The sequence below is a fragment of the Ruegeria sp. HKCCD6157 genome (genome assembly GCF_013110685.1).
Classification (GTDB): domain Bacteria; phylum Pseudomonadota; class Alphaproteobacteria; order Rhodobacterales; family Rhodobacteraceae; genus Ruegeria.
The window spans coordinates 294,794-308,501 of record NZ_WVRB01000001.1 but is presented as its reverse complement, the minus strand read 5'-3'; the positions used below and the strand labels follow the sequence as shown (position 1 = coordinate 308,501).

General features: G+C 51.3%; 8 protein-coding genes. 5 read left to right on the top strand and 3 right to left on the bottom strand.

Annotated elements, in window-relative coordinates:
* The first annotated feature begins 791 nt into the window (after nt 1-791).
* From GS612_RS01295 to GS612_RS01285, 3 genes are all read left to right on the top strand, one after another.
* On the top strand, nt 792-1,661 hold the full coding sequence (locus tag GS612_RS01295) for a LysR family transcriptional regulator (protein WP_253286123.1): 870 nt from the start codon (nt 792-794) through the stop codon (nt 1,659-1,661).
* A gap of 106 nt (nt 1,662-1,767) precedes the next feature.
* Complete coding sequence (gene wrbA, locus GS612_RS01290; protein WP_171638837.1) at nt 1,768-2,391, top strand: NAD(P)H:quinone oxidoreductase; 624 nt, start codon at nt 1,768-1,770, stop codon at nt 2,389-2,391.
* A gap of 58 nt (nt 2,392-2,449) precedes the next feature.
* Nucleotides 2,450-3,337, top strand: coding sequence for an EamA family transporter (locus tag GS612_RS01285; protein ID WP_171638836.1), 888 nt, complete (start codon nt 2,450-2,452; stop codon nt 3,335-3,337).
* 407 nt (nt 3,338-3,744) lie between these two features.
* Here GS612_RS01285 and GS612_RS01280 read toward each other — a convergent pair whose 3' ends face one another.
* The 3 genes from GS612_RS01280 to GS612_RS01270 form a co-directional block, all read right to left on the bottom strand.
* Nucleotides 3,745-4,959: a hypothetical protein gene (locus tag GS612_RS01280; RefSeq protein ID WP_171638835.1), complete on the bottom strand. Its 1,215-nt coding sequence runs from the start codon at nt 4,957-4,959 to the stop codon at nt 3,745-3,747.
* Nucleotides 4,960-5,719: 760 nt separating this feature from the next.
* Nucleotides 5,720-7,732: a hypothetical protein gene (locus GS612_RS01275; protein WP_171638834.1), complete on the bottom strand. Its 2,013-nt coding sequence runs from the start codon at nt 7,730-7,732 to the stop codon at nt 5,720-5,722.
* A gap of 43 nt (nt 7,733-7,775) precedes the next feature.
* Complete coding sequence (locus GS612_RS01270) at nt 7,776-9,482, bottom strand: DUF262 domain-containing protein (protein WP_171638833.1); 1,707 nt, start codon at nt 9,480-9,482, stop codon at nt 7,776-7,778.
* Nucleotides 9,483-9,748: 266 nt separating this feature from the next.
* On the opposite strand from GS612_RS01270, the gene GS612_RS01265 reads away from it, so the two are divergent.
* The gene (locus tag GS612_RS01265) at nt 9,749-13,027 is read left to right on the top strand and encodes a helicase-related protein (RefSeq protein WP_216603493.1); all 3,279 of its coding nucleotides are present in this window, start codon (nt 9,749-9,751) and stop codon (nt 13,025-13,027) included.
* Nucleotides 13,024-13,692, top strand: coding sequence for a DUF4391 domain-containing protein (locus GS612_RS01260; protein ID WP_216603492.1), 669 nt, complete (start codon nt 13,024-13,026; stop codon nt 13,690-13,692). The genes GS612_RS01265 and GS612_RS01260 overlap by 4 nt, the downstream gene beginning before the upstream one ends.
* The last annotated feature ends 16 nt before the right edge of the window (nt 13,693-13,708 follow it).

Genomic DNA, 13,708 nt, shown 5'->3' with positions numbered 1-13,708 from the left:
AAAAGAAGATGCGTTCCAGATTGCTCTGCGTAATGTGGATTTCGCGCAACCTCAGAGGTTGTATAAAGTTGACAAAGGTTTACATCGCGACGGCCGGGATGGACGGAATGTAAACCTTTCACCCCTCAAAACAGCCGATTTCGGGCCAAAAGGTTTACACTAAGTTTACATTAAGTTGACAAATCCGGACCGAAATCAGGTTTTTTCCAGAAAAATGTAAACCTTTGATCGAAACAAACCCAATAAAACATGGCTCTCCGGAAACTACATATCCGAACTAAGGCCAGAAAAGCGCACACAGCGACAAAACACAGGCCAGTCGACACCAGACACAGAAACAAACACGGACGCAACTCAGACCAGAGCACAGCGCTCCTGAGAGAGAACCACATCGAGAGCGTAAGCACAGGTCTATGCCAGGCAGTGTTTCGAACTACTCCGGTGAGAAGAAACCGACGATTGCTAATAATGGGGAATAGTCGTGAATAGTGAGCTGCGCCGTATTGAGGCTGACTGCGCCAAGGTATGCAAAGTAGTGCTAGGTCAGCCCCAAAAGTTGGTTGTCTAATAGAGAGGTTGGTGATGGGGAGATTGTAGGGAGGAGTTCTCAGAACCGAAAACTGTTCCCGAGCTCTAGTTCACAGGTGTGATGGATGCTCCGCAAACAGAATTGATCTGGATCAGCTCAACCTGAATGAATGTGAATTTGGGCATGATTTAGATCCGATCTATCGCGTATCACGTCAAAAGAGGCTTTTTCGAAGGGTGATAACTTGGACAAACTGTCAGTCATGCAAGCTTTTCGCCGTATCGTTGAACGCGGCAGCTTTGCCCGTGCGGCCGAAGACCTTGGTGTTTCTCCTGCGCTTCTCAGCAGAGAAATCAAGCTTCTGGAAGAAAGTCTGGGAACCATTCTTCTCACCAGAACGACTCGGTCCATGTCGCTGACAGCCACCGGCAAACTTTACTATCAGGACGCAATCGGAATTCTCGACGCGGTTGAAAAAACGGAACAAACTATCCGCGATGGTTCAAAGGCAGTGCGTGGGCATCTTCGGGTGAATGCGTCAAGCTCCTTCGGTCAAACCGTTATCGCACCGATGCTTCCTGAGTTCTTGGAGACCTATCCAGATCTGCGATTTACTCTTTCGATGGACGACAAGGTGATCGATATGGTCGAGGGCGGGTTCGATCTGTCGATACGTATCCGCGCTGTGATGCCAGATTCGGCACTTGTCGCACGACGGATCGGCGTGATGCGGCAGCGGATATTTGCGTCTCCTGACTATTTGGAGCGATGCGGGACACCGACCCAGCCGGCAGATCTGAAAAACCACGCGATCATTGGCTTTTTGCTTGCTGATCATTTGACGAGCTGGAAGCTCTCGGCCGCCGAAGGTGTCACAACATTAGAGCTTGATCCGCGTGTGCGCGTCGGCAACAGCCTCGTTTTGCGCGATCTGCTGATAGCGGGGCAAGGCATCGGAACACTGCCCGAGTTCGTCTCTGATGCTCCCGAAGCCAGCGGGGCCTTGGTGCGAGTTCTTCCTGACCACGAACTGCCTGCGCCAGAAGTATTTGCCGTTACAGCATCTCGCTTGGGAATGGACGCAAAGGTTACAGCCTTTCTTGATCATCTGCGCCTGGCTCTCAGGTCCTGACATTATTCAATACAGGTAAAGAGTGATGTCAAAGAGCGCGCCTTAATTGGCGGCGCAACAAATTCCATTCTCTCAGGGAACAAGTCGCAGCCCTGTGAGGTATCCTATGTCACGTATTCTCGTTCTCTACTATTCAAGCTATGGCCACGTCCGCACATTGGCCGATGCCGAAGCTGAAGGCGCCAGAAGTGTTCCCGGCACTGAAGTTGACGTTCGACGTGTGCCCGAAACCGTCCCTGAAGAGGTCCGTCAGCAGGCTGGCTATGTCGTAGATGATACACCAAACGCCTTGCCGACAGATCTGGAAAACTATGATGCAATCATCATTGGAACACCGACCCGATTTGGCATGATGGCTGGACAAATGAAGTCCTTCCTTGACCAGGCCGGAGGGCTTTGGGCCAGGAACGCACTGGTTGGTAAAGTCGGGGCGGTTTTTGCATCAACAGGTTCGCAACATGGCGGGCACGAGGCGACCCTTCTGACAACGCAAGTCCCGCTTCAACACTTTGGGATGCTGATCGCAGGAATGCCTTATACATTTTCAGGTCAGACTACATCCGAAGAAATCATTGGTGGTGCCCCCTATGGAGCCGGAACGATTGCTGGCGCTGATGGTTCCCGCACGCCTACCGAAACTGACCTAGCCGGAGCGCGGTTCCAGGGCGCTCATGTTGCAAGGATTGTAGCGTGTCTCGCTGGATCAAACCTGCAAGCGGAAGCAGCTTAATCCGCGCGCCTCTGACGTCTCACTCAAATTCTCAAACGCCTCATCCGGGAGACATACTATGTCACGCTCAACCGATATTCTCCTCACATCACTCGCCCCAGCGGTATGGGGAAGCACTTATCTGGTAACTACCGAAGCGCTCCCGGCTGGCTATCCGATTACCCTTGCTGCGTTACGAGCTCTGCCAGCCGGCTTGTTGTTGCTTGCAGTGACGCGCTGCGTTCCACCACGCGAATGGCTTGGTCGAACTTTCGTCTTAGGCAGCCTCAATTTCGCTCTGTTCTGGGTGCTCCTCTTCGTTGCTGCATATAGGTTACCTGGTGGTGTGGCCGCCACCCTAGGATCGTTGCAAGCAATGATCGTGGTTTTGATGGCGTGGGGATGGCTGGGAACCCCAATCCGACTTGGTGCACTTGGCGCCGCCGCGACTGGCGTAATGGGTGTGTCTCTGCTGCTGATCGGGCCAGAAGCACAACTTGATTGGATCGGTATAGCAGCGGGTTTGGGAGGAGCCGCGTCAATGGCTGCTGGCACTGTTCTAAGCCGGAAATGGCAGCCTCCGGTCTCGGCGCTGAGTTTCACAGCGTGGCAATTAACAGCCGGTGGTTTGATACTGCTGCCAATCGCACTGTTCCTTGAGCCGCCTCTACCTGCGCTCAGCGCGACAAATGTCGCCGGCCTTACTTGGCTTGGCTTGATCGGTGCTGCAGCTACTTATGCTCTTTGGTTTCGTGGCCTTGCGCGCCTGGAGCCCAGTGCAGTCTCGATGCTTGGCATGATGAGTCCTGTAACAGCTGTCGTGCTCGGCTGGGTATACTTGGGACAAACGCTTAGCCTCACCCAGTCCATAGGAGCAGTCATAGTTATTGGTTCTGTTGTGGTTGGCCAGAGCGTGAGTCTAAGGGACAATTCGGGTTTGAAAAAATGGAGACCAGCAACAGCCTGATCTTCTTGATGGGTTTGAGTCGCGAACAATGGGCCCGATCACGCAAGTGGGCGAGGAATGGCTCAGCGCCTCGCTCAAGCCCGTTCGCCAGATCCCTAGAATATCGAAGTCCTAGGTTTCTCCACGCATGATTAAGGGGATGGGTTCTGGCTCCGCAGCATCCGGGTGTTCCAAACCTCCTCTAGCTTCAGGGACACTTTCAGCGAGCAAACCAGACGTGCAAATCTGTTGTTCAGGGTCTCATTCGTAATCTTCAGCATAGCCGTGCTTCAGGGGCCTATGCTGATTTGAACTTCTAATCAGGAACCAAATTTGCTTGTCCGAGTTATAGTGTGCTTCGAGAATCCCGTTCCATCGAAGCACACTTCCTTGTGGAAATGTTTGTCCCTAGTGTCACAGAGCGAGGGTTATGCTGCCTTAGGTGATACCTTCCTGCCGAGTATTTCCGGATGGCATTCGCGCAAATGCCTAACGGCCCGAGACGCCTTAGCATTCAAAAAGTGCCAATGAGACAGGCCTTGGGGCTGACCCTCTTCGGGGATAGACTTAATGCTAAGCATGTCCAATTCGTGAAGCGCTTCGAACACTGCTATCGGGAATTGTCTGTCCTTCTTTTCACCTACGATACGCCAAGGTTCTCGCACATACTCAGGGCTGTTGACTAGTATCTCACGCACGTGGTTTTCACCGGCAATCGGTGTCCCAATCAGCAAGCCCATCCCAAGCGTGCGGCGAGCTCGCGAACTGTCCGTTAGGCGAACAATCTCACTCAAGATCGACGAGGTTAGCTGTTTTAGCTCCATGCTGCATCTAGAGTCTGCCTCATTCCATGAAGCCGTTTGGACATCCTCTACGATCCACTGCAATGGAGGGGCGCGTTCAATTAGAGGCAACCAAATTGGACAGTTTATCGTTTTATCGTAGACCTTTTGCTCTCCTGCACCATAGATGCGGTATCGCCAACCGGCGAAAATAGAAAAAGAAAGATATACGACGCCTTGGCGCTCGCGTGCGCGGTTTGCCAAAAAGTGGGCGATCGAACCGAACTCCGATGTTGGATCGCCTGCAATACCTAATGTTCCCGTTACGACTACATCATTAGATTCTATAACTTTTGCGCCCGGGATGAAATCAGTTGCAACATGTTCAACTTTTGGCTTGAAATTTGCATTGGCCTCAATGCGATAGATGACTTCTTCAATGCCACGTTTTACAAGTGCGGAGTTCATGGGATGGAATTTGGATGCAATCCGTTGGACAAGCTCGTCACGCTCCTCGTCAAATTGCGAAAGCCTGAATGGGACGAACCCGGTTCCAATTACAATGTGCTCCGCCAGAGTATATACCAAGTCTGAGTGGATACCCCAGTTGTTGGTTTCTTTTTCCGTAAGTTCGCGCAGCCTGTTGGTGAAGCTACCAGCATCAAAAGTGCCGTAACCATAGAACTTGTTGGCATCAATGCCGACTTTTAACGCCGCATCTGATTTGTATCCGAACCCGGCAGCTATCGCTTGCGAGATATGACTGCTTTTAAAACCACTGTTTGTGGTTCTAAGTTGATTGCGTAACAAGCTTCGTTTAATGCCTGCGACGGACTCATGAGAGCATGGTAGGATGAACATTACCAATCTCCTAGTAAATCGGGAATTGTTCGTCGATTACACGCACCCGGACAGGAAATGGGATGTGCTCATTTTGATATAGAAACCAACTGTTTGAGTCGACGATAACTCAAGCCGTGTGCGCTCTGTTTCCATCGATATCGTGGCGTCAACGACGATGTCAAGGTCAGGGCTTTCAAAAGGTTAGGTTGCACACGCAAAAGAACGATCGTAACTAAGGCTAGCGCAAAGTAACTTCCTTGAGAAATGTTCGTATTGTGGCTGAGCAAACCAAGCGCTGAGAGGGCCCAGGGCGTGCGTTATGACCACAGTGCTGTGTTGTGTCGAAAATTGCGTTGGACGCGGCCAGAGAGCGCCCTAGCCAGTCTCGTGATCTTCCTAGGAGAGAAGCGGAACCGACATCAGCTCCTAGCGCTGGTATCTCCGAGCATACGATTAGCTCCTGAGCACACCAATTTGACATCAATTTATCGGATTGACGAGTGACAAGGTCCTGATCCTACGAGGGATGAAAGCACTGAATGTTCAGTAAACGCTTACTTTTAGGCGTTCCGCCGCTCATCGCCGCGCCTGCGACCGCGCATCGCCTTAATAACTAGGGGAACCCTTCTTCTTATACACCATACCTACACATCACTCACCAAGCATACTCCTTAACTTGCATCACGCAGAAGAAAGATGCGCAGGCGTCGAGGTCGCGGCGCCGGAACAATAGGTCGAACTTGATCACTCGGCCCCTATTTCGCTCCTCGCGCCGCGCCTATTTCCACGAGAAGCCGGTCCATCGACGCTGCAGTTCATCAAGCGCCTTTCCGACCACATCGTTCATCTCCTTCCAGCTAACCAGTCCCCTGCCTTCCAGGTCGTTCTTGCGGCCCATTTTCTGGCCGTCGCGTCGCCGCTCCTCACGTTCCTCAAGTGCTCGTGCGCGGTTCCTCAACTCTATCCCATAGACGCCGCGTGTCCGCATCTGGATTTGTGCGTCGTCAAGTAAGTGTTGAAAGGGTTCAATCTCAGCGAGCTTGAACGAAAGGAAGGGCATGGCCAACTTCCGGAACGACACAGACGCCAGGTCGATTACGTTGTCTAGACCTTCCTTTCGAAGTGTATCACCTCCGGAAATCGTAACTTCAATCCGTGCACGGCGTTCTTGATCTTGCAGGTCTTCCTTAGTTTGCTTTCCAGGGTTTCGACGGTTGGCTATCTTGTGCTGGATACTGACCTGGTATGCTGAGTTTTCGGCGCCCTTCCAGATTGTCGAGTTCAGGTAAAGATCTCGTCCGGGACGGGTGGTCAACAAGCGCTTTCGAACATCCGGATCGTCGAGGTCGTGATCAGAGCCGGATATCGTTTGCTTATCCTTCGCGAAGAAAAAGTCTGTCTTCGCATTATTGTTGGCCTCCAGATAGAACTGCCTGGCATCCGCATTACGCGGAACAGAAAAACCGTGGCCATGAAAGAGGCTGTGCTTTGCCCAATGATGGCGCTGTAGCAGACCAACCATCTTTTCTCGGAACAGAATTGTCTCTTGAGGCAATCCGCGAGTGCGCGGATAGAAATCGACAGTGACCTCAATAAGATGAAAATTGACATCACCATCGATCCCATGGGTGCCTCGGATCACGCCGAGGATGGAGGGGAGCAATTCCGGGGTGGGGTCTTGGATCAAGATCGCGAAATGATGACCAAGGGGCTTCGTGGAATCTAGTTGCGGAAGGGACGCGCGCCAGTCTCGCCTGTTGATTTGCTTCTTTAAATCGTGGGCGAAAATCCTTGAGCCCGTCGCATTGAAAATTTTGCTGTTGAGAAAACTAGGAGCCGTCGGGGCCGATGTCTTAACCAGGAGCACCAACCGGTCGATTAGTGCCTCGGTTTTGTAAGTGCCTCGAATGGAAATCTCTGGGGTGATCGTAACCTTACCCCTCCGGATTTGCTGAAGTTCCCCTGTCTTGGATGTCGAGGCGGCGGAGATGAGTTTGTAACGTAGTTTGGTGTCCGGCAAAGACGCTCCAGCTATTTTCCGGTATTCCATTTCTTGCTCAGCATTAGAGTATCCCAATTCGATATCAAATTGCTCTTCCGCGGCCAGGATAGGAGAATGGGTGGAAGTTAAACTGGAGATATTTTTGGTCTGTTGTGCGGAAAGATCTTCGGTGATTGCCTTAACGACGCTTTCCACCTCTGGCGACTTATTGATGCGCTTCCCTGCGAGTATCACTTGCCCAGATCGCAGATGCGCCAGATAAACCGGTAATACTCTTCGCATTGATCTCAAACGTGCATCGAAGGCGGCGGGCTTTACTTCTTCTCCAAAGAGCCGCGACCAGCGGATCGCGAGATCATGCTTAGTAATTGATTGCTTCCTACTGCCACGCCCAGCAACTGCAAAGTTGTGTTTCATCATTTTGGGGCGAAATAAAAGCTCCAACATGCAAACTGCGACACACTTCATAATCGTGCGAGGGTCGAATTGCCGACCGCCCTGGCGCTTCATTCCGGGGCAGCCATCAAGAAACCAACTCCCAAGTGCGATTAGTTCCGCACGCCGGTCTAACTCACCTTTTGACGAGATGGCATCTGAGAGGTCTTTTGGAATGTTCTTTTCAGCGGTGTTGTTCCGCCGATATACGATGGTATTGAGCCTAAGAACGAAACTCTGATCGGAAAGGTGTTCCGATAGAGTTCCGTCTTCGAACAATTCAGATGCTTTAACAAGGCGTTGAGCACGGGTTGTAAACACGGCGCTTACGGCTGAAACGCTTACGTTGGGCATTTGGTAGTTCCAGAGTCGAAGCTAAAAAAACACAGAGATCAGTTCATTCGCCCTCAGTGACTCCCACGTCTTCTTCAATCACATCCTGCAAACCGACATTGTGTCCTGCGCACAGCTTGACCATAACTTGATGCACAAGTGCGGCTCTGGAAATCAAAAAGTTATCAAAGTCATCCGAACGTAGAGCTTCCGCGGGAATGCAATGTGACCGCAGTCGCCTATCGACCTCTTCTCTTGGAAGCCCCACTTCATCTGCACGCTCGGCAATATACTTTGAAGGTGGCTTTGCCCCGATCGCACGGTTCGTGCGCCAACTGATGAGGGCACAATTCAAGGCACAGAAAATCTGCCGCCTAGGCCGTTCTTCTTCTTCCAGTCGAGCCTTTGGATAAAGGTGGTGATACTCTCGCCCCTCTTGGCTTGCAGAAGAAAAACGTTGCTCGTCCGCAAAATCATATCCACCGGTGCGTAGTGAAGCCGCGAGGATTGCCCTGCCCAGTCGATCCTTGTTTTTTGGCCACCCACCAGTGCGAAGTGCAGCAGCTTCTGGGAGCGGGTTTTCCTCATCGTTAAGAAGCACAGGCAATGGACCACCCTTGTCGCGGTAAGTAATCAACTCGCGGTAATCTTGCGCCGTTCTGGTTGCAGAAGTTTTTTGGTAACGTTCGCTGAATGCACCACGCCACAGCGCCCGTCGAGCAAGCCTACGCGCAGTTCCTTCGGCATCCTTGCCTTCAGGTGCATCTGCCCAATACGCGCCCATAAGCGTTACCAGCGGGTCGGAAGGGAGAATGGACTGGTTCACGATGGTCTCGTCAGCCAAAAAAGCCACTGCGCGCTTTAAGCCAATTTCGACTCGGTCCCAGGCATTGATCAATTCTGTGCCGAACTTAGGGCGTAAATATGTTGCTCGATTAGGCGGACGCCCGTTTAACACAGCGCCAACGGCCATCGCAATTTCATGAGGGTCACCGTATCGCGTAAGGGTCGGCACAAGAGCCTTAAGGCCTTCCACGCGCTCATGGAGAGATGTCCCAGTGTCCGCCTCTACCTGGGCTACAACAATATCGAATGCAGTCAGAGCGGTGCCTTGTGTATTCATGCGAATGAACACGTCCAAGGCGGTCTCACGACTTGTGGAGGCAGGCAATGATAGGAAAGGCAGAGAGTAGTTGCTGACGCGGGATCGCAACTCAGTGATTGCCTCGTTCAGCGCCATCACTCGCTCAACATCGCCTTGAGCCGCATCTTTGATCCAAGCCTTGGCTAGATCCGCTGCAATTTGGCCGGGACGCAGCAGTGTAACGGGCACAAGATTACGAGAGGCGACTTCGGTAACAATATCGCACCAAACAGGATACTGTGTTCCGCTCTTTTCATAACGCCTATGGGTAACCACATCAGGCTGATCCAAATTGCCAAGATCGACAAAAAACGAAAAGCTATCGTAGTCCCCGGAAAGGCTTCGCCACAGGGCAGTCATTCGTTGTTGACCGTCGAGTAAGTGGTATGAAGGTTTGTCCCCTTCTGGAGCACCCACGATTGAGCGAGCTAAGAATGGTGGCTCATCACCCACTTCCAACATTAGAAGGGCACCCACGGGCAGCGAAGGACGGCGTAGCACGCTTTCGAGCAATCCTTCGACTTGCCACCATCCCCAGGCTTCGTAGCGTTGGAAACGCGGCAGGACGACTGCACCGTCACTAATCCATTGAAACCATTCTTCGATCTTTCGATTTCTAGCCTCCAAAAACCTCTCCCTTCCAAAATCAGCTGATGAAACGCTAGAGCCCCGCCCGCATTCGCGTTTCAACGAGTTATTCAGTCTCTATTCTTCGAATCTTCTCGCCTATTTGGTGCAAGAGCAAACAGAACTTCAACCAACTATTGGGCGATAGAAAAACTCTCCTTATCTGGCTACAGCGTTGATGTAGCTTGGCTTATGACTGGTTGCATGTAGGGCAATGGTTGGTAAGTTGTTGAAAAAGGTAATTATTCGCCTCCAGAAGATGGGGAATGTCAGTGCGCATCGTTGATAACGTCACAAACCTGCTTGGAGATGACATCCGGGACGAGATCTCCGGAGCCAGCAAAGTTCGAATGGCTGCGGCTTGCTTCTCAATCTATGCTTTTGAGGCACTACGATCAGAACTGGGAAAAATTGAGGAGTTCGAGTTCCTTTTTACCGCTCCGACATTTGTTCCGAACGGTGCAGTCGATCGAATGCGTAAAGAACGTCGAGAGTTCTTCATTCCAAAGCAACTACGCGAAACCGCTGTTTATGGCGGTGAATTTGAGATTATTCTTCGCAACAAGATGACACAAAGGGCTGTAGCCCGTGAATGTGCCGAATGGATTCGTAAAAGGGCGCGTTTCAAGTCAAATAATACCAGCGCTCCCATGCAGCAGTTCGCTCATATCAAAAAAGGCGACAAACAAACGGTGTTTTCCCCTCTTTCGGGGTTCACTGCTGTCGACCTCGGGTATCAAAAAGGCGACGCAATCTCGAGTCTGACCCAAGTTTTTGATGAGATGCAGTTTACCCAAACCTACCTCAACATCTTTCAACAGATTTGGAATGATGAAGAGAAAGTTCGGGACGTAACTTCCGAAGTGTTGGAGCACATCGAGTCTGTCTATCAAGAGAATTCTGCTGAACGCATTTACTTCATTATCCTCTACAATCTGTTCAGAGATTTCCTGAGTGATGTCGATGAAGATGTGCTTCCCAAGGATCGCACCGGTTACCAAGATAGTCTTGTCTGGCAGAAGCTCTTTAATTATCAAAAAGACGCAGCTGTAGGGATCATAAATAAGCTTGAAACTTATAACGGCTGTATCCTCGCGGACAGCGTCGGCCTCGGCAAAACTTTTACCGCGTTGGCGGTAATCAAATACTATGAACTCAGAAACAAGGATGTCTTGGTTCTTTGCCCAAAGAAGCTCGCTGAGAATTGGCGGAACTACAACGCAAACTTGACCACCAATATCTTTGCGAAGGACCGTTTCAACTATGATGTTCTTTGCCACACGGACCTGTCTCGAACCTCCGGAGAGTCGCTCGGTATTCCCTTGGATCGAGTTAATTGGGGTAACTACGACCTAATAGTGATCGACGAGTCGCATAATTTCAGGAACAACGATGTCTACAAAGATAGGGAAACTCGCTATCAGAAGCTCATGAACAAGGTCATCAAGGCGGGCGTGAAGACCAAAGTTCTAATGCTCTCAGCTACGCCAGTTAACAACCGGTTCACTGATCTAAGAAACCAACTTGCGCTGGCTTACGAAGGTCACTCTGACGAGTTAAGCAAGAATCTGAAGACCAAGACCAGCGTTGAGGAAATTTTTCGAAGGGCGCAGGCGGCATTCAATGCCTGGTCAAGCCTCCCGCCAGATCAAAGAACGGCGGCTTCGATTCTCAGGGCGTTGGACTTCGATTTTTTTGAGCTTCTAGACGCGGTTACCATCGCCAGGTCACGAAAACACATCGAAACCTTCTACGACACTGCTGACATCGGAAAATTCCCGGAAAGGTTGCCACCTTTATCACATCATCTACCGATTACAGACCGAGGCGACGTGATTGGGTTCAACGACATCTTTGCGCGGTTAAGCGAACTCAAAATGGCGGTCTATGCCCCCGTCAACTACATCCATTCTAGTAGGTTGAGAAAATACGAAGAACTCTACGACACTAAAACAGAGGGTGGGAAAGGAACGCTTCGCCAAGCGGATCGGGAACGTAGTCTGCAAGCACTAATGACTACGAACCTTCTTAAGCGGCTCGAAAGTTCAGTGCATGCATTTCGAATGACGCTCGGCGCTCTTGCAGCGAATATCACCCGAACACTTGAGGCTATCGAAAGGTTTGAGTCATCTGGTGGTTCAGACACGATCAGTGAGTTGGAAGTTGACTATGACCGTTTCGGAGCCGAAGACGATGACTTCAGCGGGTTCGACGAGTTCACTGTCGGAAAGAAGATCCAGATAAGTTTGGCCGACATGGATATCCAGTCCTGGAAGCAAGAGCTTGTCGCTGACCGGATTATAATCAATGGCTTGATTGAAGAGATGGCTGCGGTAACACCAGAGCACGACGCAAAGCTCCAGCATCTGATCAACGAAATCACTTCCAAGATGGCGGCACCACTCAATGGGCAGAATCACAAGGTGATTGTGTTCACAGCTTTTGCTGACACCGCGCAATATCTGTTTGAACAGCTTGCCCCGCATTTTGCCTCGGAACGCTCGGTCCATTCCGGTTTGGTCACAGGGTCCGGCAACCCGAAGACGACTTTGAAAAAGTTTTTTGACTTCCAGTCTGTTCTGACTCTGTTTTCCCCGATTGCAAAAGAGAAAGACAAGGTCATGCCAGAGGAGCAGGCTGAACTGGACGTCTTGATTGCAACCGACTGTATTTCGGAAGGACAGAACCTTCAGGATTGCGATTACCTGATCAACTACGACATTCACTGGAACCCGGTCCGGATCGTTCAACGCTTTGGTCGGATCGACAGGATCGGCTCTCCGAATGAGCGTATCCAACTCTCTAACTACTGGCCGGACATTACCTTGGATGAATATATCAACCTCAAGGAGCGGGTGGAAAACCGGATGCACATCGTGGATGTGACAGGGACCGGCGAGGATAACGTTCTCACAGCCAAGAGCTCGGACGTCGCCTATCGAAAAGAACAGCTCAAACGCCTGCAGAATGAGGTGATCGAACTCGAAGACGTGAAAACAGGAATCTCGATCACAGATCTTGGGTTGAACGATTTCCGGATGGATCTGCTCAATTACATCAAGGCCAATGGTGACCTGGCCGGCGTGCCCAACGGTCTTCACGCGGTTGTGCCAGAAGACGCCTCAAAAGGGCTGGTTCCCGGGGTCATTTTTGCGCTCCGCAATATCCATGACACGGTCAATATCAATCAGCAGAATCGCCTCCACCCCTATTACCTCATTTACATCTCCGACGATGCGCAGGTGATCGTTGATCACACCGAAGTCAAACGCCTGCTGGACCTGGTTCGTGCGAGTTGCAAAGGTCACAGCACTCCGTTCAAAGATCTCTGCGCGGCCTTCAATCATGAAACGAGCGACGGCAAGCATATGGACAAATACTCCGAGTTGCTGAACGACGCGATCCGCTCAATGATCGAGGTGAAGGAAGAACGCGACCTAGATAGCTTATTCTCGGGGGGGCACACGACTGCGCTGACACATACTATTGCAGGACTAGATGACTTCGAACTCATCGCCTTCATCGTGGTAAGGGCGAATGTATGATGACCCTCTACCACTACCCTGATCAGGCTAAGCTAAAGCGAGTTGTTCCGAAAAGCCGCATCTACGACGCGGTGGGCGCCAATACGGCACTCAAGGAGCGGTTCGTGCAGGAGGTTGACCAGATCATCTGGTCTTACAAACTGGCCCCTGAGACCGTCAATTTGCCAGCGACGAAAGCTGTGCCAGAGTTGCAGGTGTTTCGTCTCACTCTCAAATTTCTAGACCTTAGCAATGAGATTTTGCGCGCGATCGACCGCGCAATCCCGTTCCCATTGATTTTCGAGCTGGAGCATGAAGGCGGTATCCAAGTCGCAGCAGCGCGTAAGCGCCCTTCAGAGGCTGATAGCGGCAAGTGGGTGGTGTCTGAGCATCTGAGGTCGGAATGGGCCTCCAGCGAGTCCTCACGCGTTCCGTTGCCTGTGGCGCTAAACCTCGGGGCGCTCTATGAACAGATTCTGACAGCGCTCATGCCGATCGAGGCTGCACCCTCTGAGGATATGGACGCCCGGATGGAGCGGTTGGAAGCGGTGAAGGCGAAAGAGCGTGAGATCAAGCAGCTGAAAACGAAGTTGAAACGCGAGACGCAATTCAACATCAAAGTAGCATTGCACGGCCAGCTTCAGGAAGCGCAGGCTGAATTCGAACATTTGAAGAAGCCCGAATAAACGGGATGGAGAAACG

Excerpts from the sequence above, each read along its gene's own strand:
- GS612_RS01295 (WP_253286123.1), top strand. The coding sequence starts at position 792 with ATGCAAGCTTTTCGCCGTATCGTTGAACGCGGCAGCTTTGCCCGTGCG.
- wrbA (WP_171638837.1), top strand. The coding sequence starts at position 1,768 with ATGTCACGTATTCTCGTTCTCTACTATTCAAGCTATGGCCACGTCCGC.
- GS612_RS01285 (WP_171638836.1), top strand. The coding sequence starts at position 2,450 with ATGTCACGCTCAACCGATATTCTCCTCACATCACTCGCCCCAGCGGTA.
- GS612_RS01280 (WP_171638835.1), bottom strand. The coding sequence starts at position 4,959 with ATGTTCATCCTACCATGCTCTCATGAGTCCGTCGCAGGCATTAAACGA.
- GS612_RS01275 (WP_171638834.1), bottom strand. The coding sequence starts at position 7,732 with ATGCCCAACGTAAGCGTTTCAGCCGTAAGCGCCGTGTTTACAACCCGT.
- GS612_RS01265 (WP_216603493.1), top strand. The coding sequence starts at position 9,749 with ATGTCAGTGCGCATCGTTGATAACGTCACAAACCTGCTTGGAGATGAC.
- GS612_RS01260 (WP_216603492.1), top strand. The coding sequence starts at position 13,024 with ATGATGACCCTCTACCACTACCCTGATCAGGCTAAGCTAAAGCGAGTT.